The organism is Escherichia sp. MOD1-EC5189, from assembly GCF_002966045.1.
Taxonomy (GTDB): Bacteria; Pseudomonadota; Gammaproteobacteria; order Enterobacterales; family Enterobacteriaceae; genus Escherichia; species Escherichia coli_F.
The window spans coordinates 79,134-102,723 of the sequence record NZ_PTRX01000018.1; the positions used below are offsets into that span (position 1 = coordinate 79,134).

Annotated in this window: 22 protein-coding genes; 10 read left to right on the top strand and 12 right to left on the bottom strand. The window is 49.9% G+C overall.

The features are described 5' to 3' along the window. Positions 1–49: 49 nt before the first annotated feature. The 6 genes from rng to csrD all read right to left on the bottom strand — a co-directional run bounded on the left by rng (position 50) and on the right by csrD (position 7,056). Positions 50–1,519 carry a ribonuclease G gene (rng, locus tag ATB02_RS16170; protein WP_000123197.1) on the bottom strand — a complete coding sequence of 490 codons (1,470 nt, stop codon included), beginning with the start codon at positions 1,517–1,519 and terminating at the stop codon, positions 50–52. Continuing rightward, complete coding sequence (yhdE, locus tag ATB02_RS16175) at positions 1,509–2,102, bottom strand: nucleoside triphosphate pyrophosphatase YhdE (protein WP_000203101.1); 594 nt, start codon at positions 2,100–2,102, stop codon at positions 1,509–1,511. The genes rng and yhdE overlap by 11 nt, the downstream gene beginning before the upstream one ends. A gap of 8 nt (positions 2,103–2,110) precedes the next feature. Next, on the bottom strand, positions 2,111–2,599 hold the full coding sequence (mreD, locus tag ATB02_RS16180) for a rod shape-determining protein MreD (RefSeq protein ID WP_000179409.1): 489 nt from the start codon (positions 2,597–2,599) through the stop codon (positions 2,111–2,113). Beyond that, positions 2,599–3,702 carry a rod shape-determining protein MreC gene (mreC, locus tag ATB02_RS16185; protein ID WP_000802511.1) on the bottom strand — a complete coding sequence of 368 codons (1,104 nt, stop codon included), beginning with the start codon at positions 3,700–3,702 and terminating at the stop codon, positions 2,599–2,601. The genes mreD and mreC overlap by 1 nt, the downstream gene beginning before the upstream one ends. A gap of 65 nt (positions 3,703–3,767) precedes the next feature. Beyond that, a complete protein-coding gene (gene mreB, locus ATB02_RS16190; RefSeq protein ID WP_000913396.1) occupies positions 3,768–4,811 on the bottom strand; it encodes a rod shape-determining protein MreB in 1,044 nt (347 codons plus the stop codon). 304 nt (positions 4,812–5,115) lie between these two features. After that, complete coding sequence (csrD, locus tag ATB02_RS16205) at positions 5,116–7,056, bottom strand: RNase E specificity factor CsrD (RefSeq protein ID WP_001241406.1); 1,941 nt, start codon at positions 7,054–7,056, stop codon at positions 5,116–5,118. 151 nt (positions 7,057–7,207) lie between these two features. Here csrD and acuI point away from each other — a divergent pair, with 151 nt between their 5' ends. From acuI to accC, 4 genes are all read left to right on the top strand, one after another. Continuing rightward, a complete protein-coding gene (acuI, locus tag ATB02_RS16210) occupies positions 7,208–8,182 on the top strand; it encodes an acrylyl-CoA reductase (NADPH) (protein WP_001148460.1) in 975 nt (324 codons plus the stop codon). 36 nt (positions 8,183–8,218) lie between these two features. Then, the gene (locus ATB02_RS16215) at positions 8,219–8,416 is read left to right on the top strand and encodes a hypothetical protein (RefSeq protein ID WP_000838298.1); all 198 of its coding nucleotides are present in this window, start codon (positions 8,219–8,221) and stop codon (positions 8,414–8,416) included. A 774-nt stretch (positions 8,417–9,190) separates the two neighbouring features. Continuing rightward, positions 9,191–9,661: an acetyl-CoA carboxylase biotin carboxyl carrier protein gene (gene accB / locus ATB02_RS16225; protein ID WP_000354622.1), complete on the top strand. Its 471-nt coding sequence runs from the start codon at positions 9,191–9,193 to the stop codon at positions 9,659–9,661. A 10-nt stretch (positions 9,662–9,671) separates the two neighbouring features. Continuing rightward, on the top strand, positions 9,672–11,021 hold the full coding sequence (accC, locus tag ATB02_RS16230) for an acetyl-CoA carboxylase biotin carboxylase subunit (RefSeq protein ID WP_000884620.1): 1,350 nt from the start codon (positions 9,672–9,674) through the stop codon (positions 11,019–11,021). 91 nt (positions 11,022–11,112) lie between these two features. Here the strand turns inward: accC and ATB02_RS16235 are convergent, their stop codons facing one another. Genes ATB02_RS16235 through ATB02_RS16260 form a run of 6 tightly spaced genes read right to left on the bottom strand, consistent with a single transcriptional unit; the run spans position 11,113 to position 17,470 of the window. Further along, positions 11,113–12,159 carry an aldose 1-epimerase family protein gene (locus ATB02_RS16235; protein WP_032303857.1) on the bottom strand — a complete coding sequence of 349 codons (1,047 nt, stop codon included), beginning with the start codon at positions 12,157–12,159 and terminating at the stop codon, positions 11,113–11,115. Further along, positions 12,156–13,118, bottom strand: a complete 963-nt coding sequence (locus ATB02_RS16240; protein WP_000048617.1) for a sugar kinase — start codon at positions 13,116–13,118, stop codon at positions 12,156–12,158. The genes ATB02_RS16235 and ATB02_RS16240 overlap by 4 nt, the downstream gene beginning before the upstream one ends. A 21-nt stretch (positions 13,119–13,139) precedes the next feature. After that, complete coding sequence (locus ATB02_RS16245) at positions 13,140–14,129, bottom strand: ABC transporter permease (RefSeq protein WP_105271887.1); 990 nt, start codon at positions 14,127–14,129, stop codon at positions 13,140–13,142. Beyond that, complete coding sequence (locus ATB02_RS16250) at positions 14,130–15,629, bottom strand: sugar ABC transporter ATP-binding protein (protein WP_000132912.1); 1,500 nt, start codon at positions 15,627–15,629, stop codon at positions 14,130–14,132. Positions 15,630–15,689: 60 nt separating this feature from the next. Continuing rightward, entirely contained in the window at positions 15,690–16,580 is an 891-nt protein-coding gene (locus ATB02_RS16255; protein WP_105271888.1) for a substrate-binding domain-containing protein, read from the bottom strand. Positions 16,581–16,615: 35 nt separating this feature from the next. Then, positions 16,616–17,470, bottom strand: coding sequence for a tagatose bisphosphate family class II aldolase (locus tag ATB02_RS16260; protein WP_000275531.1), 855 nt, complete (start codon positions 17,468–17,470; stop codon positions 16,616–16,618). 340 nt (positions 17,471–17,810) lie between these two features. Between ATB02_RS16260 and ATB02_RS16265 the strand changes: the two genes are divergently transcribed. The 6 genes from ATB02_RS16265 (at position 17,811) to dusB (ending at position 23,571) form a co-directional block, all read left to right on the top strand. Beyond that, positions 17,811–18,641 (top strand): DeoR/GlpR family DNA-binding transcription regulator, encoded by an 831-nt coding sequence (locus ATB02_RS16265; protein ID WP_000843960.1) that lies wholly within the window; start codon positions 17,811–17,813, stop codon positions 18,639–18,641. A gap of 31 nt (positions 18,642–18,672) precedes the next feature. Next, positions 18,673–19,608 carry a sugar kinase gene (locus ATB02_RS16270; protein ID WP_105271889.1) on the top strand — a complete coding sequence of 312 codons (936 nt, stop codon included), beginning with the start codon at positions 18,673–18,675 and terminating at the stop codon, positions 19,606–19,608. Between the two features lie 92 nt (positions 19,609–19,700). Continuing rightward, positions 19,701–19,943 (top strand): YhdT family protein, encoded by a 243-nt coding sequence (locus tag ATB02_RS16275; protein ID WP_001361189.1) that lies wholly within the window; start codon positions 19,701–19,703, stop codon positions 19,941–19,943. Continuing rightward, entirely contained in the window at positions 19,933–21,384 is a 1,452-nt protein-coding gene (gene panF, locus ATB02_RS16280; protein ID WP_001175722.1) for a sodium/pantothenate symporter, read from the top strand. Before ATB02_RS16275 ends, panF begins: the two co-directional genes overlap by 11 nt. Positions 21,385–21,395: 11 nt before the next feature. Beyond that, positions 21,396–22,277 carry a 50S ribosomal protein L11 methyltransferase gene (prmA, locus tag ATB02_RS16285; protein ID WP_032185218.1) on the top strand — a complete coding sequence of 294 codons (882 nt, stop codon included), beginning with the start codon at positions 21,396–21,398 and terminating at the stop codon, positions 22,275–22,277. A gap of 328 nt (positions 22,278–22,605) precedes the next feature. Continuing rightward, positions 22,606–23,571 (top strand): tRNA dihydrouridine synthase DusB, encoded by a 966-nt coding sequence (gene dusB / locus ATB02_RS16290; RefSeq protein WP_001219652.1) that lies wholly within the window; start codon positions 22,606–22,608, stop codon positions 23,569–23,571. Positions 23,572–23,590: the final 19 nt, after the last annotated feature.

Consider the following 23,590-nt stretch of genomic DNA (forward strand, 5'->3'; position numbering starts at 1 on the left):
TAAAAATGTGACTCAAAAACCCTTTGCCGGATGGCGGCCCAGCATCTGTTTACATCATTACGACGTCAAACTGCTCCTGGTTATAGAGCGGTTCAATTTGAACTTTAACCTGTTTGCCAACGAAAATTTCCACTTCCGCCAGCGAGTGTGACTCTTCGCCTTTCAAGGCTTCGGCTACTGCCGGAGAAGCATAGACCAGGAAACGGTCGGAATCGTAAGCATGGTGTACACGAACAATCTCGCGCATGATTTCATAGCATACCGTTTCCACGGTTTTCACCGTTCCGCGACCGTGGCAGGTTGGGCATTCGTTACATAGTACGTGCTCAATGCTTTCGCGGGTGCGTTTACGCGTCATCTCCACCAGCCCCAGCGCCGAAAAACCATTAACGCTGGTTTTCACCCGGTCTTTGCTCAACGCCTGCTCCAGCGAATGCAACACGCGGCGACGGTGATCTTCATTATTCATGTCGATGAAATCAATAATGATGATCCCGCCCAGATTGCGCAACCGTAACTGGCGAGCGATAGCCTGCGTCGCTTCAATATTGGTATTGAAAATGGTGTCGTCCAGATTGCGATGACCGACAAACGCTCCGGTATTGATGTCCACGGTGGTCATCGCTTCGGTCTGGTCGATAATCAGATAACCACCGGATTTCAGTTCTACTTTGCGTTCCAGCGCTCGCTGGATTTCGTTTTCGACATCAAAGAGATCGAAAATCGGCTGGCGTCCGGTGTAATGCTCCAGCTTGCTGGTCATCTCGGGAATGTACTCCGAGGTAAACTCCAGCAATGCTTCGTAAGTCAGGCGCGAGTCAACGCGAATGCGGTCCAGCTCAGCGTCGGCGAAATCACGCAGAACACGCTGCGCCAACGCCAGTTCGCCGTATAGCTGATAACGGGTCTGCGGGCGCTTTTTACGCTCCATGACTTTGGTCCAGACACGTTTCAGATAAGCGGCATCGGAGGCCAGTTCAGCCTCACCAACACCTTCCGCTGCAGTACGGATGATAAACCCGCCCTGCTCGTCGCAATACTCCGCGACCACTTTTTTCAGGCGTTCACGTTCGGATTCGCTTTCGATACGTTGGGAAACCCCAACATGAGAAGCACCTGGCATAAAAACCAGATAGCGAGATGGCAGAGTGATATCGGTGGTCAGGCGCGCACCTTTAGTACCAAGCGGATCTTTCACCACCTGCACCATCAGATCTTGCCCCTGACGGACCAGTTCCGAGATGTCGCGCACCGTGAATTGCTTTTGCTCTTCACCCGCCACACACTCAGTATGCGGCATGATGTCGGATGCATGAAGAAACGCGGCTTTATCCAGCCCAATATCTACAAAAGCCGCCTGCATACCCGGAAGTACACGACTTACACGACCCTTGTAGATATTGCCTACTATTCCGCGTCGCGCCTCACGTTCAATATGAATTTCCTGCAGAATACCGCCATCAATATACGCCACTCGCGTTTCCGAAGGCGTTACGTTTACCAACAATTCAGCCGTCATGTTTATCCCTTTTCTCACGCAGTGCGTTAAAATTACTTAATAATTCATACGTTTCAACCAGCGGTAAGCCGACTACGGCGTGATAGCTGCCATTTATCTTCCTGACAAAACAGCCACCCAACCCCTGAATACCGTATGCACCTGCTTTATCTAACGGTTCTCCGCTGGCGACATAACCCGCGATGTCTTCGTCTGTTAACGTTCTGAACGTCACATCGGTGACCACCAGGCAATCGAGAATGTGCTGACTGTCGGCCAACGCCACTGCCGTCATCACCTGATGGGTCTGACCCGATAGTTTGCGCAACATCTGCGCCGCATGATCTGCGTCGCGCGGTTTCTCCAGCACTTCTCCATTCAGGATAACGATAGTATCCGCACCCAGCACCGGGAGATCCTGCGCCGTGTGCGTGACACCCGCCTGTGCTTTCTCGCGCGCCAGACGCACAACATACTGTTGCGCGCTCTCCTGCGGCTGACGCTGCTCCTCAATGCCCGTAACAATACGTTCAAAGGTCACGCCAAGTTGCGCAAGTAACTCCTGACGACGCGGAGAACCGGAAGCTAAATACAGAGAAGTCATAGAAACCTTTATTGCACTGCAAACTGCTGACGGACTTTACGCATCAGCAAGAAAATCCACGGCCAGAGCACTCCATTGACTACACTACTCCAGAACACTTCCGGTCTGAAAGAGACGTTAATCACTAAAAACTCTGCCCAGAAAACAATAATATCCACCACCAGCGAAAGCAACATGACGACCAGCGCCTGCTGCCATAATGCGAGGTTGCGGAAAAGCTGGTATTTCAGCGCCACCAGGTAAGCAATGATGCTCATCGCCAATACGCGTACGCCAAGCGTCGAGCCGCTGATCAGATCCAGTATGGCACCCATCACAAAACCTGTGCCCACATTTACGCGATGAGGCAAGGCCAGGATCCAATACAACAAGATGAGTAACACCCAGTTTGGCCGGAAAACAATCAGGTTATCCGGCCAGGGCATGATTTGCAGCAACAGCGCAATGAGGAAAGAGAGCCAGATTACCCAGCGTCCCTGGCTACGATAGCTCGCCACTATTGCCCTCCCGGCGCACGCGCAGGCGGTTGAGCACCACTTTGCGGCGGCGTAGCCCTTTGTGGAGAGCGATTAGCAGCAGGCTGTGTCGGCGCAGCAGGCGCAGTAGCTGCATTTCCTGTCGCCGGTTGCTGCGGAGTCGGCTGAGCGATCCCCGTTGCCGGTTCGGGTAACTTTGGCCCCATCGCGTCTGGCGAAGGCAATACCTGCGGCATCATCTGCATCAGACGTTCATTAGCAACACGATGCACCTCTTCCGGCGTCATCGGGTTAGCGCCGTTACGATCCGCGCCCCACAGCAGCAGCAGATAACGCAAACGTTGCAGTCCCGCAGTCGGACGCGCCTGAATCACAGTATAAGCGCGCTGGGTATCGAGTTTTACGGAAGAGACAACCGCCACCGGATAGCCTTCCGGGAAACGACCGCCCAGACCGGAAGTCACCAGCACATCACCAACACGAATATCCGTATTCGCTGGCAGATGCTCAAGCTGCAAATCATCCGTACAACCGTTACCGGCTGCAATTACGCGGATATCGTTGCGCAGCACCTGGATTGGCAGCGCGTGGGTCGCATCACAAATCAGCAGCACGCGACTGGTCAGTTTAGCGACGGCCACCACCTGACCAACAACACCTTTGTCGCTGATGACCGGCTGGCCTTCATAAACGCCATTAACGCTACCTTTATCGATAACAACTTGATCGCTATAAGGATCGTTAACCGTAGAGATAACCTGAGTCACCATTTTCTGCTCATCCTGACGCAGCGGGGAACCCAGCAGCTCGCGCAGACGCGCGTTCTCCTGTTTGTATTGTCCAAGCATCAGCAGTTCACTGTTTTTCAGCAACAGTTCCTGACGTAACGCCCGGTTTTCAAGTTCTAGTTGGTCACGCGAGGCCAGCGTCTGCGATACGCCATCCAGCAATTCACGAGGAGCATTGGAAACAAAGTAGAAAGGACTGACGGCGGTATCCATATAAGTACGGATTTGACTGAACGTCCCCAGGCGGCTGTCGGCAATAATAATGCCGAGCGCCACCAGCACCGCCAGAATAAGGCGAATCTGTAGCGACGGGCCACGGCTAAAAATTGGCTTCATAAGTTATGCGTATTCTCGTATCAGACCAGGCAGGGTAAACAGACGCTTCCCCTGCCTGTATCCGATTACTCTTCGCTGAACAGGTCGCCGCCGTGCATGTCGATCATTTCCAGTGCTTTGCCGCCACCGCGCGCCACACAGGTCAGCGGGTCTTCAGCAACAACGACTGGAATGCCGGTTTCTTCCATTAACAAACGGTCAAGGTTACGCAGCAGTGCGCCACCACCGGTGAGCACCATGCCGCGCTCGGAGATGTCGGAAGCCAGTTCCGGCGGACACTGTTCCAGTGCAACCATTACTGCGCTCACAATACCGGTCAGCGGTTCCTGCAGTGCTTCGAGGATTTCGTTGGAGTTCAGGGTAAAACCGCGTGGAACACCTTCTGCCAGGTTACGGCCACGAACTTCGATTTCACGGACTTCATCGCCCGGGTAAGCCGAACCGATTTCATGCTTGATACGTTCTGCGGTGGCTTCACCGATCAGAGAACCGTAATTACGACGCACATAGTTGATGATAGCTTCGTCGAAACGGTCACCACCAATGCGCACGGAAGAGGAATAAACCACGCCATTCAAGGAGATAACGGCAACTTCAGTAGTACCACCACCGATATCAACCACCATAGAACCAGTCGCTTCAGAAACCGGCAGACCAGCACCAATTGCGGCAGCCATCGGTTCTTCAATCAGGAACACTTCACGGGCACCAGCGCCCTGCGCGGATTCACGAATTGCGCGGCGTTCAACCTGGGTTGCGCCAACCGGCACACAAACCAGAACGCGCGGGCTTGGACGCATAAAGCTGTTGCTGTGCACTTGTTTGATGAAGTGCTGGAGCATTTTTTCAGTCACGAAGAAGTCGGCGATAACGCCGTCTTTCATTGGGCGAATAGCAGCAATATTGCCCGGCGTACGGCCCAGCATCTGCTTCGCGTCATGACCTACTGCAGCTACGCTTTTCGGTGAACCGGCACGATCCTGACGAATGGCCACCACGGAAGGCTCATTCAATACGATGCCTTGTCCTTTTACATAAATGAGGGTATTCGCAGTACCCAGGTCAATGGACAAGTCATTGGAAAACATGCCACGAAATTTTTTCAACATACTAAGGGATAATCCTGAAAGCTGGGGCGGAAAAGAAAATCCGCTTACTTTACCAACCACACGCAGCAGCGACAAGGCGCAAAAATCATCTGCTACGGTGAAAATTAGTGCAGTTCGTTTCCTTTGTTACAAATCTCTGCCTGAGTCCAGAAAGGCTTAATGCATCAGCAGCATTCCTCGCCTGTTTGCAACCGCGTAAGGTCATTCATCTGCATATGTGCTGCAACAATCTGGCGAGCAGACAAGCACACTCCCATGAGACGCAGCGCGCGTTATTCTACGTGAAAACGGATTAAACGGCAGGTTAAACCGAGTATCTTTGTGAATATTTTTTCACGTTAGTATCAAGTGGCTGTGAGGACGCGAAAAAATCCCCTTGCCCACCTGTAACACCGCGCTGAATCAGGGTCTGCCACTCGCTTCGCGAACGCACGCCGGTGGCGTAAACCTGGGTGCTGGTCCCGGAGCAGGCTTCCACCAGGCTTTGAACCAGCAGCTGATTCTCCGTTCGCTTCTCAATGTTTCTGACCAGCCCCGGATGGAGCTTGAGTAACTCAACATTAAGTTCTTTGATCCAACTGGTGCTTACCAGCGTCAAACCAGCCTGGTTGACGGCTACCCGTACCCCTAAAGCATTCACTAAACGAATAACAGGTTGTAAACGACTGATATGTTGACCTACATCGGCCTCTGCAAGTTCAATAATTATGCGTTTTCGTTGCGATCTTTCACATTGCATTAACGTATCTCGCAGCCAACGCTGAAAACGCGGGCGAATCAGCGACTCAACGGTAACCTGAATCGCCAGATTTTCCTCCGGCCAGTAACGCAATAGTGGAATCAGACGGCTGATTTGCAGGCGGTCATACTCTTCCGATAAGCCAAACTGCAAGACCATCGGCATATACTCCGCCGAGCTAACCTCTTCATTACCATCGAAGATGCGGCACATGAGTTCGCGATGATGAACCTGACCTTCGCGAGTAACCGCAGGTTTTTGATAAAGGCGCGGGCCGCCGCGACTCAGCATTTGCTCGATAAGCGTACGCCAGCGAACATTACCGCGTCCTTTTTCAGGCAACGAGTCATCGTAAATAGCCCAGCTATTGCCGCCCTGCAATCCCGCATTACGCGTGGCAGACTCTGCATGTTCCATTACCTGCTCGGTATCCTGACCACTACGCCAGGCACAGATACCAATGTGGATCATATCGTCGCGATCGAGCATTTTATTGTTCGGCAAGGTATCGACGGCTTTGATTAACTGACTGGCTATGCTCTCAGCCTCTTTTAACGTCCGGTGCGGCAACAGCGCAGCAAAATCACTGCGGTGGTAACGCGCCAGCAGTGCGCCAGGGTAGCGCATCATAAATGTCGACAGCAGATTCGTCAGAGTGAAGAACTGTTCTTCAACCTGGCTGTGCCCCCAGGTATCGCTCAACATATTGAAATCCGGTAGACGAATCATCATCACGATCCCGTGGGTACCTACTTTCTCCTGATCTTCCAGTAACGTTGCTAACTGATTATCGAAGAAGAGTCGGTTATTGAGGCCGGTTTTCATGTCCTGGGCGGCATAAGAGCGGATCAGCGTATCAAGACGGCTGTGTTGTTCGCGTGCGTTCTGAATTTCACGAAGCAGCGTATCCAGCGCACTGCTGGTTCTGGGCGGCCATTCATAGATGGTTCCCAACACATTAGAGCCACGCTCACCGTTTAAGATACGAGTAGCCCGGGTTTCCAGTAATTCTTGCCCGGCAAGTTGCCGTTGTAACCAGCGTACCGCCAGGAAGAGCATAAGAATGATAAAGCCAATCGCCCCCGTGAGCGGCGCGGTGGTCATCAACGAATGGAAATAGTTGCCCATCGGATCCTGATAAACCAGACGCAGCGACATCCCCGGATGCTTTATCAACGGAACGCTCAGTTCGCGAAACAGATCGCTGGTGCCAACCGGACGATAACTACCATTTCTGGCGAGGGTATAAACCTGTTTATCACCATGCAGCAGGTCTACACGAACGATATCTGCTGACATCATTAATTCGGTAATTTGTGGCCTTAATGCGCTGAAGTCATTCGACACAAGGTGGGTATCAATCGCCGTCGCCACCGCCTGAACGCGATGACTAAACTTATACTGAATGGCGTTGTAGAAACTTAGCGAACAGCCCAACAAAGTCACAAAAATTGTTAACCCGGTGAGCAGCGTAACAAAGGCCGAAAATTTCGTCGTTAATCTCATCCTTGTGTTAACTCCGATAGTGAGGAAGCGGGCATACTAGCAAATCAGATTTATCTCGCAATTTATTGCGCTTCATCGGCTTTGCTTTTCCATTAGCGAGTATAGTCTTCAGAAATTATTTTCCAATCCATCATGCACATGAGGACCACTTATGCAGGCGTTACTTTTAGAACAGCAGGACGGCAAAACTCTCGCATCGGTACAGACTCTGGACGAAAGTCGCCTGCCGGAGGGCGATGTCACGGTTGATGTTCACTGGTCGAGCCTGAACTACAAAGATGCGCTGGCAATTACCGGTAAGGGAAAAATCATCCGTAATTTTCCGATGATTCCTGGGATCGATTTTGCCGGAACTGTACGCACCAGCGAAGATCCGCGTTTTCATGCCGGTCAGGACGTATTACTCACTGGCTGGGGCGTTGGTGAAAACCACTGGGGTGGGCTGGCGGAGCAGGCGCGAGTGAAAGGTGACTGGCTGGTTGCCATGCCACAAGGGCTGGACGCGCGTAAAGCAATGATTATCGGTACTGCCGGTTTTACCGCCATGCTGTGTGTGATGGCGCTGGAAGATGCCGGTGTTCGCCCGCAGGACGGCGAGATTGTCGTAACGGGTGCCAGTGGTGGCGTCGGCAGTACCGCCGTGGCGCTGCTACATAAGTTGGGTTATCAGGTCGTTGCCGTTTCCGGTCGCGAAAGTACCCATGAATATCTGAAAAGTTTAGGTGCCAGCCGTATTCTCCCTCGCGATGAGTTTGCCGAATCCCGTCCTCTGGAAAAACAACTCTGGGCTGGAGCAATTGACACCGTCGGCGACAAAGTGCTGGCGAAAGTGCTGGCGCAAATGAATTACGGAGGCTGCGTGGCAGCTTGTGGTCTGGCGGGTGGTTTTACTCTGCCAACAACGGTCATGCCATTTATTCTGCGTAATGTCCGTTTACAGGGGGTGGATTCAGTGATGACGCCACCAGCACGCCGCGCACAAGCCTGGCAGCGACTGGTCGCCGATTTACCGGAATCATTCTATACCCAGGCGGCAAAAGAGATATCTCTGGCAGAGGCACCGAAATTTGCCGAGGCCATCATTAATAACCAGATCCAGGGTCGCACGCTGGTGAAGGTTAACTAACCATTTAGCAGGGAATAATAAGAGAGGGAACTCATTTTGAAATCATTATTCAATCGGTTAACGGGAAAAGCGGTTAGCCGGACAGCTTTCGTCGAACATCTTGGTCATGAAGTTGTACAACATCATCCAAACTGGAAAGTCATGATTTCGACTGACCATAAATTGATGCGCATTGATACGGGTCACCAAACGGTGGAAAACCCCCTTGATACTCCACTAAATAGTCATTATTGATACGTCCCGTCGTCTGTTAGGTTTAAGGCGCTTTGCCTGGGTGACGCTACGCTTAATCTGTACCTTAACTCGGATCCCAGGGGTGAATAATCTGATTTTATTTGATTATAAATTAACCACTCAAAGCTATTTGATGCTGAGCATTGTCAGTTTGTTGATTTTGCGTGCTTTAGCATTGACGTTTATCCAGACGATGCAGTGAAAATTGAGTAATCACCAGCAACCGCTGCGTAATGTCGTCTATCTTGCCGCGATCCTGACATCCCTACATTATTTGTGGTCTGTGAAGATTATCTCATTGCAGCCCCTCATCTTCGCAGGGCTGGCTTTACAGCTTTTAGCCTTACGTTATAAGAAGTTCCGTCGACGATAGCGCTAATTTCGTGAATTGTGCGGCTTGTTGCAAATTACACGGTGTTGAAGGTTATTTACATGTTAGCTGTTGATTATCTTCCCTGATAAGACCAGTATTTAGCTGCCAATTGCTACGAAATCGTTATAATGTGCGACCTCGTCCTCCCTGACGCAGTTTTTGCGCTGCGGAAAAGGTGACATTGGCGCAACGAAGGTATATTTTGTTTTTTGCCGGAGGATAGCAGCAGATCGCTGCACAATGTCCGTCAAGTCTAACATTGACACTCTGGGGCAAAATAGACCGGCGTCCCGGCCTGCTGGAATTTATCGCTATGCATACAGCTGTCGGGGCATACGCTTTACAGACGGCGGTGAAACGCCTGTCACAATCACACTAAACAAAGAGTACGGAACCCACTCATGGATATTCGTAAGATTAAAAAACTGATCGAGCTGGTTGAAGAATCAGGCATCTCCGAACTGGAAATTTCTGAAGGCGAAGAGTCAGTACGCATTAGCCGTGCAGCTCCTGCCGCAAGTTTCCCTGTGATGCAACAAGCTTACGCTGCACCAATGATGCAGCAGCCAGCTCAATCTAACGCAGCCGCTCCGGCGACCGTTCCTTCCATGGAAGCGCCAGCAGCAGCGGAAATCAGTGGTCACATCGTACGTTCCCCGATGGTTGGTACTTTCTACCGCACCCCAAGCCCGGACGCAAAAGCGTTCATCGAAGTGGGTCAGAAAGTCAACGTGGGCGATACCCTGTGCATCGTTGAAGCCATGAAAATGATGAACCAGATCGAAGCGGATAAATCCGGTACCGTGAAAGCAATTCTGGTCGAAAGTGGACAACCGGTAGAATTTGACGAGCCGCTGGTCGTCATCGAGTAACGAGGCGAACATGCTGGATAAAATTGTTATTGCCAACCGCGGCGAGATTGCATTGCGTATTCTTCGTGCCTGTAAAGAACTGGGCATCAAGACTGTCGCTGTGCACTCCAGTGCGGATCGCGATCTAAAACACGTATTACTGGCAGACGAAACGGTCTGTATCGGCCCTGCTCCGTCAGTAAAAAGTTATCTGAACATCCCGGCAATCATCAGCGCCGCTGAAATCACCGGCGCAGTAGCAATCCATCCGGGTTACGGCTTCCTCTCCGAGAACGCCAATTTTGCCGAGCAGGTTGAACGCTCCGGCTTTATCTTCATCGGCCCGAAAGCAGACACCATTCGCCTGATGGGTGACAAAGTATCCGCAATCGCCGCGATGAAAAAAGCGGGCGTTCCTTGCGTACCGGGTTCTGACGGCCCGCTGGGCGACGATATGGATAAAAACCGCGCCATTGCAAAACGCATTGGTTACCCGGTGATTATCAAAGCCTCCGGCGGCGGCGGCGGTCGTGGTATGCGTGTAGTACGCGGCGACGCTGAACTGGCGCAATCCATCTCCATGACCCGTGCGGAAGCGAAAGCCGCTTTCAATAACGACATGGTTTACATGGAGAAATACCTGGAAAATCCTCGCCACGTCGAGATCCAGGTACTGGCGGACGGTCAGGGCAACGCTATCTATCTGGCGGAACGTGACTGCTCTATGCAGCGTCGTCACCAGAAAGTGGTCGAAGAAGCGCCAGCACCGGGCATTACCCCGGAACTGCGTCGCTACATCGGTGAACGTTGTGCTAAAGCGTGTGTTGATATCGGCTATCGCGGTGCAGGTACTTTCGAGTTTCTGTTCGAAAACGGCGAGTTCTATTTCATCGAAATGAACACCCGTATTCAGGTAGAACACCCGGTTACTGAAATGATCACCGGTGTTGACCTGATCAAAGAACAGCTGCGTATCGCTGCCGGTCAACCGCTGTCGATCAAGCAAGAAGAAGTTCACGTTCGCGGCCATGCGGTGGAATGTCGTATCAACGCCGAAGATCCGAACACCTTCCTGCCAAGTCCGGGCAAAATCACCCGTTTCCATGCACCTGGCGGTTTTGGCGTGCGTTGGGAGTCTCATATCTACGCGGGCTACACCGTACCGCCGTACTATGACTCAATGATCGGTAAGCTGATTTGCTACGGTGAAAACCGTGACGTGGCGATTGCCCGCATGAAGAATGCGCTGCAGGAGCTGATCATCGACGGTATCAAAACCAACGTTGATCTGCAGATCCGCATCATGAATGACGAGAACTTCCAGCATGGTGGCACTAACATCCACTATCTGGAGAAAAAACTCGGTCTTCAGGAAAAATAATTTGTGACGCGCGGTGTTTTCATCGCGCTTAGCAAAGAACGTAATCAACGCCGGGCCTGTTAACGCTGCCCGGCGTTTTTATTGCCGTTAGCTAACGGTAGCTTGCAATTTCCGCTTTCAACGCGCTAATTTCAGCATCGCCATCAACAATTCCCAGCTCAAAGCAGTATGTCTTTGTTTCCCCTGGCTCTATAAAGGGCAGACGCCCCTGCGCTCGTTCTTTATCACGACCGTCAGGAAAACTATTGCTGACCTCCAGCCCCATAACATATTCACCCGCGCCTAAATTTTTCCACTGGATAAAGTTGGGTAGCTGCATGGTGTCGAATTTCTCGTAAATTCCCCACCCCAGTTCGGCGTTCACCAGCGCAACTTTACTCATCCCCTGACTGTCGCTATTCAACGTGAGATAGTAAACCTGCTCGTCAAAACTGGGCTGTGGGGTACAAATCTCCAGATGACTGGTTAACCCTTCCGCCGCATGCGGGGTTCGTGGCGTTACGCTTTTAGCCGACAGCAAGATTTCTGCCTGTGGCGATAATAAAGGCCAGCCGTAATTAAAGTGATAAAGAATTTGCAGCGGCTGGCGGGTGAAACCATGATTAGTCACCTTGTCTTCAATGCGCAGCACATTTTCGCCATAACGGCAGCGAATGGTCCTTTCCAGCGTCAGATTTTCACCGAACAATCGTGTTTCCCGTACTTTGCCATTGATGACAAATTCAATGCCGTCGTCGGTCCGTTCTGTGCGATACCCCACCTCTTCTGCTGGAGTCGCAGCCAAACGCCCGTGTAACCCCAGCGTTTCTCCGTTATCCTCACAGGGCGTCCCAATGTAGCTAAGTCCGCAGGTAGTCAGTAACCCCGCGTAGAAGCTACGTAAAAACCCGTTGCCCTGAGACTCAAAAAAAGCGGGGGCAACAATGCCGTTGGGGGTGATAAAAGAGAGCGCAGTGTCCTTGTAGCTGGCCCATGCAATATCCAGCGCGCGATCTTTTACCACCGTAAATGCCAATCCCGCACCAGTACGGACATCAAACGCTTCTGTCCCCTTTGATCTGCCACTACGTAACTCATAGTGTTTAATTCCGGCAACCTGCGAGAGATCGCCAATCCACGACCAAATTTCGTTTTTCATTGTGCTGCTTCCCGAATGGACATGTCATGGCGCTGGATGAACGCTTCGATTTCCGCAAGGCGAGACGTTCCTTCCATGGGGCCACGTCGGGTTACCGCCAGTGCACCGCAGGCGTTGGCATATTGTAATGCCCGATGGGCGTCAAACCCTAGCTGGCGGCAGGCAATCCATGCGCCACCAAAACAGTCTCCCGCACCGGTCGGGTCAACTTCTTCCACCGGATAGCTCTCAACATGAAATTGCTCATTCGCGGAGTAGTAACTGGCACCTTGATTGCCGCGCTTCACAATCACCTCTTTAACACCTTCTTCAAGAAAACCAGCGATTGCACGCTCCGGTGTCGAGTGTGGCGACAAGAGCAACACTTCTCCCTCGCTGGGCATATAGATATCTGTTAACTCAAGAACAAAGTGGAGGGCGTCACGCATTTCTGGAATATCGAGCATCTCTTTCCGAATATTAGGGTCGAAAGAAATAACGCCACCATTCTCCTTTACAATGGTTACCGCTTTCTTTACTGCGTCTACCATATGGAATGAAAACAGGGATGAACCCATAATATGAAAATGGGTACAGTCCTTCAGAATATTTTCATCAACATGCTGCGCCGATAATTTACCGCAAGCGGCATTCTTGATATTAAAAATAAAATCGCGATCGCCAGAGTTATGATAAGTAACAAAGGCACTCCCGGTAGCTTCCAGAGGTAAGACTGAAATCCCCCTGATATCCACACCGTCAGCAGCCAGACGATGTATATTAATATCACCAAAGCCATCATTCCCCACACAGCTAATGATGCCGCACGGAACGCCAAGACGTGTCACCTGGTCGATAAAAATAGCGGGCGCACCACTGGGATAAGGGCCGTTCCAGATACCTGGTTGATCAAATGGCTGGCCGATTTTACTCGCCATAATTTCAACAAGAATTTCTCCAATTGTGAAGACCTTACTCATATAATTAATTCCTTGAAATGATTAGCTACGTTTTCTTTTATTTCTTACGTCAAAATAAACGGCTACAAGAATGACTAATCCTTTAACCACCATCTGATAGAAATAGGGAACGTTCATTAAGTTCATGCCATTATTAATAACGCCGATGGTTAATGCCCCGATTACCGTCCCCACCACCGTTCCATAGCCGCCGTTCAGGCTGGTGCCTCCCAGTACAGCCGCGGCAATAGCATCCAGTTCGTAGCTCAACGCGGAATTCGGTTGCCCGGAATAGAGGCGTGAGGCGAGGATCATCCCGCTGATACCTGCCAGCACGGCTGTAATCATAAAGACTTTAATTTTCAAGCGGGTGACATTTATCCCTGAATAGACTGCCGCTTCTTTATTACCACCAGTGATATAAATTTTTCGTCCAAAGGTTGTTTTAGTAAGGATGAAATGATTAATCAGCAATAAGATCATTAATATCCAGATAGGAATCGGTATATAAAGAAACTCTCCATTCCCCAGCGCCAGAAAAGCATCATCTTTAATCATGATGGGCATACCATCAGTCACTATATAAGCGATACCACGGAAGATCCCCATAGTAGCAACGGTGACAATAAACGAAGGGATACCCGCTATAGCCGTCAAGCCACCATTTATCATCCCCAGAACCAGCGCTGCAATAATGGACAATGGGACCAATAAAATAAATGGAATGCCCCATGAAGCCCCAAGCGCAGCAAATGTGCCAATCAATGCAATGGTTGAACCGACCGATAAATCAATATCGCCAAGCAAAAGCACATAAGTCATTCCATAGGCGGTAATTGCAATTATCGAAACCTGAAGAATAATATTGGTGATGTTATTAGCGGTGAAAAAACTGTCATTAATAAAACTGAACAGAATGATTAACACCACCATTCCACTGAGGATACCGCCATATTGCCTGAAGACTTTTTTAAAATTATTTGCAATGGGAATTTCCGAAGGTTTCGGACTGGCAAGAGTTTTCTCTGTCATTTAACGTACTCCTGTTGCAGCGGTCATTACCTGTGTCTGCGTTAAATTTTCACATGAATAAATATCGGCAATCGTTTTATTACGCATTACCACCAGACGATCGCTAAGTGCCATGACCTCTGGCAGTTCAGAGGACACCAGAATAATTGCTGTCCCTGCCGCAGCCAGTTGACGTATCACGTTATAGATTTCAAATTTTGCGCCGACATCCACTCCGCGCGTTGGCTCATCGAGCAATAAAATACGCGGAGTTTTCTCCAGCCACTTGGATAACACGATTTTCTGTTGATTACCGCCGCTCAGCGCTCCCACTGCCTGATGTACTGAACTCACTTTAGTGTTCATTCTGGCAATAGATTGCAGCGTCTTCGCCTCTTCTTGTCGGTGATTGATGAGTCCCATCCGCGAAGCGTTATATTGAAACGCCACATGGTGCGTGTTCATATTGACGTCGTGCATCAGCACTAACCCTTCTTCCTTGCGGTTTTCGGTCACAAAAGCAATGCCATGATCAATAGCCTGTTTGGGATTAGCGATCCTGACTTCCTTACCATCGATCAACACTGTCCCGTGATACGAAACGAGGCCAAATAGCGCCTTCATCACATCGGAACGCCCGGCCCCCACCAGGCCAAAAAATCCGAGGACTTCCCCCGGACGCACAGCGAAACTGACCTCTTTAAAAAGCGAAGGATGGGAAAGGTTTTTTACTTCCAGTTTTGCAGGAACATTTTCATCCGGCTTTTCCCCAAGACGTGCTGGCCAAATATTTTTCATTTCCCGACCAACCATTTGGGCAATCAAATGCTGGATATCACTGTTTTTCTTTTCATGCGTAGCGATATACTCACCGTCGCGGATCACCGAAATATCATCTGAAATCCGCATAATTTCATCCATGCGATGAGAGATATAAATAACCGCACAACCTCGCTGCTTTAATTTCTCAATAATGTTAAACAGAATCTCTGCTTCATTATCACTTAGCGAAGATGTCGGTTCATCCATAATCACGACATCTGCTGCATAGCTTAAGGCTTTGGCAATTTCTACCAGTTGCCTATGTGCCATCGACATATTGCCGACCATTTCCAGCGGATCCAGTGGGATGCCCAGTTCCGCGAGGAGATTCTGGCAATCTGCGAGCATTTTTTTATCGTTAATAATGCCAAAACGTCGCGGTTCATTATTGGCATAAATATTTTCCGCCACGGTCATATTATTACTCAGGCTCAGTTCCTGAAAAATAATCGCAATCCCTAACTGGCGAGAATGCTGCGGATTATTAATGGTGATGGTTTCACCACGTAGTGTTATCGTTCCCTGGGTTGGCGGATAAACACCGGCGAGTATTTTCATTAATGTCGATTTACCGGCACCATTCTCGCCTAATAAAGTATGCACCCGCCCTTTACGTAAAGAGAGGGTAATATCTTTTAATGCCTGAACATGACCAAATGTCTTCGCAATATGCGAAACATCAAGAATAACATCCGTCATAATGACCTCGGTGTCACAACAAAACGTCGATAACGTTTTGTTGTGAAATGAAGATGTTTATTATTTACCTGTATAAACGCCGGGTTGTACCGGGATCATTTTTTCTACCGGTTTACCATTGAGGTGATCAACAGCGGCATCAATGGCTTTAGCACCCATTTGATCGGGATATTGCCGAATCACGGCCGCAAACGTTTTTTCACTGTCAACGGCATCACGCGCTTCTTTCATGCCGTCAAAACCAATGATTTTGATGTTGTCGTTATGCGCAGATTTCGCTGCGATAACCGCTGCCAACGCCGCATCATCACCAAAGCCAAACAGACCATTCAGGTTGGCGTTGGCCTGCATAATGTTTTGCGCAGTCGTTAACGCTTCAGCCCGCGTTATACCCGGCTGTTCAGCAACAATTTTAATATCCGGTGTCTCGCTTAACCCTTTCTTAAAACCATCAACGCGCGCAACCACCGATTGTAGTGCCGGATAAGAAATAATGGCTACAGTACCTTTACCATTCAAAAGTTTGCCCATTAACTTGCCTGCTTCAACGCCTCCCGCATAGTTATCGGTCGCAACGTGCGATACGACCGGAACGCCTTCCGCAGCGACGTCAACGGTGATAACGGGAATACCGGCCTTATCGGCTTTAATTATCGCCGCCTGGACGCCTTTCGAATCAACCGGAGAGATAATAATGGCATCCACTTTTTTAGTAATAAAATCCTCAACATCAGAAAGTTGTTTGTTTAAATCCTGATTGGCAACAGAGACACTTAAATTGACATTGTCTTTTTTTGCCTCTTCTTTCATGGCATTCGCAAGATCAATATAGAAAGGATGTTGCTGTGTTAATAATGACGCACCAATTTTATACTCTTTTGCCAATGAACTTTGCGAGAATAATGCCAGGCTCACCAACATAGCTGAACCAAGTAATTTAATATTTTTCATAAACAATCCTCATTGTTTTTGTAGGGTACAACGTATTAAATTTTTCCTTCACTACCACAGACGCCAATAATACGAGTTACGACTTCTTTCATGGCGGCCTTTGCGGGCTGCATATAGTGGCGAGGATCATTTGCCGCAGGATTGTTGTAGAAATATCCTTTTAACGCATCGGCAAACGCAATTTTCAATTCTGTCGCGACATTTACTTTACAAATACCGTGGCGAATACAGAGCTGAACGTCCTGTTCCGATAGGCCTGAAGCTCCATGCAACACCAGCGGAATTTCTACCAGCTGGCGAATTTGTTCCAGCCGCACAAAATCCAGACGTGGTTCATGCGCATATAAACCATGTGCAGTGCCTATTGCTACCGCCAGAGAGTCAATTTGGGTACGTTGAACAAACTCTGCAGCTGCGGCTGGTGAGGTATAAGCTGAATCTTTTTCATCCACCAGCAGATCGTCCTCCTGACCGCCAAGACGCCCTAGCTCGGCCTCAACGCTAACATCAAAGCGATGGCAAAAGGCGGTAACTTCTTGCACTCGCGCAATGTTGTCTTCAAATGGCAAATGGGAACCATCAATCATGACAGAACGGATCCCTGCGCGGACCTTGTTAAAAATGTCATCGCACTCTTCATGATGATCGAGATGCAGGACTAACGGTAGGTTGTACTCGCGAGCCAGCGATTGTACTAACGAAATCAAACTTCCCACGCCGCCATAACGATAAGTACCCGGTGTTCCCGCCAGCATAACGGGAGAGCGAAGTTGTGCAGCGCTCTCAACAACTACCTGTAAAGTTTCAAGGTTATGAATGTTGAAAGCAGGGACGGCATATCCCTCTGACTGGGCTTTTTTCAGCATGTTTTTGCTTGAAATGATGTACATCGCAGCTCCTGATATTTGTCGTTCACCTTACAAAATGAAGAAAGAGAATCTTCACTTTCATTTTGAAAGCAAACTAGCACAGCAAAAGCGGTAAAAAGCGTGATGCATGTCGAATATCATCAAAATAACTTACAAAAAATAACTTAATTTGTTTTTCACTTTGAAAATGAAATCAATGATGCCTTTGGATAGATATGGAAATATTCATTTATTTTCAATGCATTAAGCTATTTTTGCTGCAATTTTTGCCCTATGCTTTTATTTTCGAATTGTCGATATTATTGAAGGGTAACTTTCAAAGAAAAATACAAGGGGCTATAGTGTTACGCATTAAAGGCCAATGAAGAGTGTTAACGTGCCGAGAAAATCGTCTAACCTACTGAAACGCAGATTAAAAATTGCAGAAATTGTTGCCGCCCAGGGTGAAATCAAAGTTGATGACTTATCTGCGCAACTTGGTGTCTCTGGCGTGACGATCCGCGGCGATCTCAGTTATCTGGAGCAACAGGGATATTTAAAGCGATCATTTGGCGGTGCTATTGCGACACCACTCTCCTCTGAACCAGAAGCGATACAACCGATCGCGCCATTGTCTCTGGCACAACAAATGGAAATAGCACGACATTGCGCACGGTTAATTCGCGATCGTGACACGCTATTTCTTGGACATGGGACAATCTGCCGTAAGATCATTCCCTTGCTCAGCGAAGTGAAAAAACTGCGTCTGATCACCAACGATCCCGAACATGCGCTGCTGGCAAATCAGTTTATTGATGGCGAAATAATACTGGCTGGCAGTGAAATGCTGCGCCCCGACACCGCACTGGCCGGAAAACCGCTCGAACAGGCACTTCAGCATTTCACCATTACACACAGCATTCTGGAAATCAGCCATCTGGATGCTGATGGTACTTTAAATATCAACGTTCCCAGACTTGCCGCTGCCTGGCAGCTCTGTTTCGATCATGCCCAGAATAAGACAGTTATCGTTGCCGCCGATCCTGCGCCATCAACGGCTGCCATTGGACATTTGCATCAGGCAGAAAATGTGATCGTCAGCCGCAGCATTAACGAACAATATCAGCAACAATTGCAGTCGGCTGATTTCGTTATCCTTTATACCAGTAATGAGTGCTTTACCTGGTCCAATCGCGAAAGGCTTCAGGAATGAGAGGGGTTTTGTGACAATAACTATCTGCGCTATGGGCGAATTGCTGGCCGAGTTTTTGTCCCGCAACCCACATCAAAAATTCACTCAGCCTGGGGAGTTTATCGGGCCATTTCCCAGCGGTGCACCAGCAATTTTTGCTGCTCAGGTGGCAAAACTGTCCCATCGGGCCATCTTCTTCGGATGTGTTGGTAATGATGATTTTGGCCGACTCATTATAGAGCGCCTCCGTCATGAAGGTGTCATTACCGATGGGATCCATGTTATGAACAATGCCGTAACAGGTACGGCATTCGTGAGTTATCAAAATCCCCAGCAGCGGGATTTCGTCTTTAATATCCCTAACAGCGCCTGCGGTTTGTTTACTGCCGAGCAGATTGATAAGGATCTGCTAAAACAGTGTAACCATCTGCATATTGTGGGCTCATCATTGTTCTCATTTCGCATGATCGATGTCATGCGTAAAGCAATAACGACGATCAAATCGGCTGGCGGCACCGTTTCTTTCGATCCCAATATTCGCAAAGAGATGCTGAGTATTCCTGAAATGGCGCAGGCTCTCGATTATTTGATTGAATATACGGATATTTTTATCCCCAGCGAAAGCGAACTCCCTTTCTTCGCGCGTCACAAAAATCTGTCAGAAGAACAGATTGTTAGCGATCTTCTCCACGGCGGCGTAAAACATGTGGCGATAAAACGCGCCCAGCGTGGGGCCAGCTATTACAAGATTAAAAACGGAACATTACACGCCAAGCATGTTGCAGGCCACGATATCGAAATAATCGATCCAACGGGTGCAGGCGACTGCTTTGGCGCAACGTTTGTCACTCTTTTCTTATCCGGTATCCCGGCACACAAGGCGCTGCAATATGCAAATGCCAGCGGCGCGCTCGCGGTAATGCGGCAAGGTCCGATGGAAGGGGTATCCTCACTGGCTGACATTGAAGACTTTTTGCAGGAGCACTGAACGGCAATTTTCTGTCAGATTATTTTCCCTGCCTGAAGACTTGCCGTAGAATTGCCCGTTTCTCGTATCCCCCCATGAGGAGGACCCCTTCCGTGGACACTCGTTTTGTTCAGGCCCATAAAGAGGCGCGCTGGGCGCTGGGGCTGACCCTTTTGTATCTGGCGGTATGGTTAGTATCCGCTTACTTACCTGGCGTTACCCCCGGTTTTACCGGCTTTCCACGCTGGTTTGAGATGGCTTGCATCCTGACGCCGCTGCTGTTTATTGGACTGTGCTGGGCGATGGTGAAATTTATCTATCGCGATATCCCACTGGAGGATGACGATGCAGCTTGAAGTGATTCTACCGCTGGTCGCCTATCTGGTGGTGGTGTTCGGTATCTCTGTTTATGCGATGCGTAAACGGAGCACCGGCACCTTCCTTAATGAGTATTTCCTCGGTAGCCGCTCTATGGGCGGTATTGTGCTGGCGATGACGCTCACCGCGACCTATATCAGTGCCAGTTCGTTTATCGGCGGGCCAGGAGCTGCTTATAAATACGGCCTGGGTTGGGTATTGCTGGCAATGATTCAGCTACCTGCGGTCTGGCTTTCGCTCGGTATTCTCGGCAAGAAGTTCGCGATTCTCGCGCGCCGCTACAATGCGGTGACGCTGAACGATATGCTGTTTGCCCGCTACCAGAGTCGCCTGCTGGTGTGGCTGGCGAGTTTGAGTTTGCTGGTTGCGTTCGTTGGTGCGATGACCGTGCAGTTTATCGGCGGTGCGCGCCTGCTGGAAACCGCGGCGGGTATCCCTTATGAAACAGGTTTGCTGATTTTTGGCATCAGCATTGCGCTCTACACCGCCTTTGGCGGCTTTCGCGCCAGCGTGCTGAACGACACCATGCAAGGGTTGGTGATGCTGATTGGCACCGTTGTGCTGCTTATTGGCGTAGTCCATGCTGCTGGCGGCTTAAGCAATGCAGTAGAGACGCTGCAAACCATCGATCCGCAACTGGTTACGCCACAAGGCGCTGACGATATTCTGTCACCTGCGTTTATGACGTCGTTCTGGGTGCTGGTGTGTTTTGGCGTGATTGGCCTGCCGCATACTGCGGTGCGCTGTATCTCTTATAAAGACAGCAAAGCCGTACATCGGGGGATCATCATCGGTACGATTGTGGTCGCAATCCTGATGTTCGGTATGCACCTGGCCGGAGCGTTAGGTCGGGCGGTGATCCCCGATCTCACCGTACCGGATCTGGTGATCCCGACGTTGATGGTAAAAGTGCTGCCACCGTTTGCTGCCGGGATCTTCCTGGCTGCACCTATGGCTGCGATCATGTCGACGATCAATGCCCAGTTGCTGCAAAGTTCCGCTACGATCATTAAAGATCTCTATCTGAATATCCGTCCGGATCAAATGCAAAACGAGACGCGTCTGAAGCGGATGTCGGCGGTGATCACGTTGGTTCTCGGTGCGTTGCTGCTGCTTGCCGCCTGGAAGCCGCCAGAAATGATCATCTGGCTGAATTTGCTGGCCTTCGGTGGGCTGGAAGCCGTTTTCCTGTGGCCGCTGGTGCTGGGTCTTTACTGGGAACGCGCCAACGCCAAAGGCGCGCTAAGTGCGATGATCGTTGGCGGCGTACTGTATGCCGTACTCGCGACGCTGAATATTCAGTACCTGGGCTTCCACCCTATCGTGCCCTCGTTACTACTAAGTTTGCTGGCTTTCCTGGTCGGAAACCGTTTCGGTACATCCGTCCCGCAAGCTACCGTTTTGACTACTGATAAATAAAGAGTTTTGCCATGCCTTGGATCCAACTGAAACTGAACACTACCGGCGCGAATGCTGAAGAACTTAGCGATGCGCTGATGGAAGCGGGTGCCGTTTCTATCACTTTTCAGGATACCCACGATACGCCTGTATTTGAGCCGCTTCCGGGCGAAACGCGCCTGTGGGGCGACACCGATGTGATTGGTCTGTTCGATGCTGAAACCGACATGAATGAAGTCGTGGCGATTCTGGAGAATCATCCGCTGCTCGGCGCAGGCTTCGCGCACAAAATCGAACAACTGGAAGATAAAGACTGGGAGCGCGAATGGATGGATAATTTCCACCCGATGCGCTTTGGTGAACGACTGTGGATCTGCCCAAGCTGGCGTGATGTGCCGGACGAAAACGCCGTTAACGTGATGTTAGACCCAGGGCTGGCGTTTGGTACAGGGACTCATCCAACCACCTCTCTGTGCCTGCAATGGCTCGACAGCCTCGATTTAACCGGTAAAACAGTCATCGACTTTGGCTGCGGTTCCGGCATTCTGGCTATCGCGGCGCTGAAACTGGGTGCAGCAAAAGCCATTGGTATTGATATTGATCCGCAGGCGATTCAGGCCAGCCGCGACAACGCCGAACGTAATGGCGTTTCTGACCGTCTGGAACTCTACCTACCTAAAGATCAGCCAGAAGAAATGAAAGCCGACGTGGTGGTCGCTAACATCCTTGCAGGCCCATTACGTGAACTGGCACCGTTAATCAGCGTCCTGCCGGTTTCAGGTGGCTTGCTGGGCCTTTCCGGTATTCTGGCAAGCCAGGCAGAGAGCGTTTGTGAAGCTTATGCCGACAGCTTCGCTCTGGACCCGGTCGTGGAAAAAGAAGAGTGGTGCCGCATTACCGGTCGTAAGAATTAACTTTCGCATCACCGTATAGTGATGCAGAGCGAAGTGCGAGCAATATCACAAAAGGCACGTTAATTTGCCGATTATTTACGCAGATTTGCGTGCCAAAATTTTCATTCATAAAGAAAAATTGAGAACTTACTCAAATTTTTTGGAGTGTAAATTTTAGTCACTATTTTCTAATATGATGATTTTTATGAGTAATTATCGCGATACGCTCATTTTAAATGCAATTCTTTGATCCATCTCAGAGGATTGGTCAAAGTTTGGCCTTTCATCTCGTGCAAAAAATGCGTAATATACGCCGCCTTGCAGTCACAGTATGGTCATTTCTTAACTCATGCGCATCGGACAATATCAGCTCAGAAATCGCCTGATCGCAGCGCCCATGGCTGGCATTACAGACAGACCTTTTCGGACGTTGTGCTACGAGATGGGAGCCGGATTGACAGTATCCGAGATGATGTCTTCTAACCCACAGGTTTGGGAAAGCGACAAATCTCGTTTACGGATGGTGCACATTGATGAACCCGGTATTCGCACCGTGCAAATTGCTGGTAGCGATCCGAAAGAAATGGCAGATGCAGCACGTATTAACGTGGAAAGCGGTGCCCAGATTATTGATATCAATATGGGTTGCCCGGCTAAAAAAGTGAATCGCAAGCTCGCAGGTTCAGCCCTCTTGCAGTACCCGGATGTCGTTAAATCGATCCTTACCGAGGTCGTCAATGCAGTGGACGTTCCTGTTACCCTGAAGATTCGCACCGGCTGGGCGCCGGAACACCGTAACTGCGAAGAGATTGCCCAACTGGCTGAAGACTGTGGCATTCAGGCTCTGACCATTCATGGCCGTACACGCGCCTGTTTGTTCAATGGAGAAGCTGAGTACGACAGTATTCGGGCAGTTAAGCAGAAAGTTTCCATTCCGGTTATCGCGAATGGCGACATTACTGACCCGCTTAAAGCCAGAGCTGTGCTCGACTATACAGGGGCGGATGCCCTGATGATAGGCCGCGCAGCTCAGGGAAGACCCTGGATCTTTCGGGAAATCCAGCATTATCTGGACACTGGGGAGTTGCTGCCCCCGCTGCCTTTGGCAGAGGTTAAGCGCTTGCTTTGCGCGCACGTTCGGGAACTGCATGACTTTTATGGTCCGGCAAAAGGGTACCGAATTGCACGTAAACACGTTTCCTGGTATCTCCAGGAACACGCTCCAAATGACCAGTTTCGGCGCACATTCAACGCCATTGAGGATGCCAGCGAACAGCTGGAGGCGTTGGAGGCATACTTCGAAAATTTTGCGTAAACAGAAATAAAGAGCTGAC

What these genes read in the sequence shown, in the direction of transcription:
- rng (WP_000123197.1), bottom strand. Translation starts at nt 1,519, where the DNA reads ATGACGGCTGAATTGTTGGTAAACGTAACGCCTTCGGAAACGCGAGTG.
- yhdE (WP_000203101.1), bottom strand. Translation starts at nt 2,102, where the DNA reads ATGACTTCTCTGTATTTAGCTTCCGGTTCTCCGCGTCGTCAGGAGTTA.
- mreC (WP_000802511.1), bottom strand. Translation starts at nt 3,702, where the DNA reads ATGAAGCCAATTTTTAGCCGTGGCCCGTCGCTACAGATTCGCCTTATT.
- mreB (WP_000913396.1), bottom strand. Translation starts at nt 4,811, where the DNA reads ATGTTGAAAAAATTTCGTGGCATGTTTTCCAATGACTTGTCCATTGAC.
- csrD (WP_001241406.1), bottom strand. Translation starts at nt 7,056, where the DNA reads ATGAGATTAACGACGAAATTTTCGGCCTTTGTTACGCTGCTCACCGGG.
- acuI (WP_001148460.1), top strand. Translation starts at nt 7,208, where the DNA reads ATGCAGGCGTTACTTTTAGAACAGCAGGACGGCAAAACTCTCGCATCG.
- accB (WP_000354622.1), top strand. Translation starts at nt 9,191, where the DNA reads ATGGATATTCGTAAGATTAAAAAACTGATCGAGCTGGTTGAAGAATCA.
- accC (WP_000884620.1), top strand. Translation starts at nt 9,672, where the DNA reads ATGCTGGATAAAATTGTTATTGCCAACCGCGGCGAGATTGCATTGCGT.
- ATB02_RS16235 (WP_032303857.1), bottom strand. Translation starts at nt 12,159, where the DNA reads ATGAAAAACGAAATTTGGTCGTGGATTGGCGATCTCTCGCAGGTTGCC.
- ATB02_RS16240 (WP_000048617.1), bottom strand. Translation starts at nt 13,118, where the DNA reads ATGAGTAAGGTCTTCACAATTGGAGAAATTCTTGTTGAAATTATGGCG.
- ATB02_RS16245 (WP_105271887.1), bottom strand. Translation starts at nt 14,129, where the DNA reads ATGACAGAGAAAACTCTTGCCAGTCCGAAACCTTCGGAAATTCCCATT.
- ATB02_RS16250 (WP_000132912.1), bottom strand. Translation starts at nt 15,629, where the DNA reads ATGACGGATGTTATTCTTGATGTTTCGCATATTGCGAAGACATTTGGT.
- ATB02_RS16255 (WP_105271888.1), bottom strand. Translation starts at nt 16,580, where the DNA reads ATGAAAAATATTAAATTACTTGGTTCAGCTATGTTGGTGAGCCTGGCA.
- ATB02_RS16260 (WP_000275531.1), bottom strand. Translation starts at nt 17,470, where the DNA reads ATGTACATCATTTCAAGCAAAAACATGCTGAAAAAAGCCCAGTCAGAG.
- ATB02_RS16265 (WP_000843960.1), top strand. Translation starts at nt 17,811, where the DNA reads ATGAAGAGTGTTAACGTGCCGAGAAAATCGTCTAACCTACTGAAACGC.
- ATB02_RS16270 (WP_105271889.1), top strand. Translation starts at nt 18,673, where the DNA reads ATGGGCGAATTGCTGGCCGAGTTTTTGTCCCGCAACCCACATCAAAAA.
- panF (WP_001175722.1), top strand. Translation starts at nt 19,933, where the DNA reads ATGCAGCTTGAAGTGATTCTACCGCTGGTCGCCTATCTGGTGGTGGTG.
- prmA (WP_032185218.1), top strand. Translation starts at nt 21,396, where the DNA reads ATGCCTTGGATCCAACTGAAACTGAACACTACCGGCGCGAATGCTGAA.
- dusB (WP_001219652.1), top strand. Translation starts at nt 22,606, where the DNA reads ATGCGCATCGGACAATATCAGCTCAGAAATCGCCTGATCGCAGCGCCC.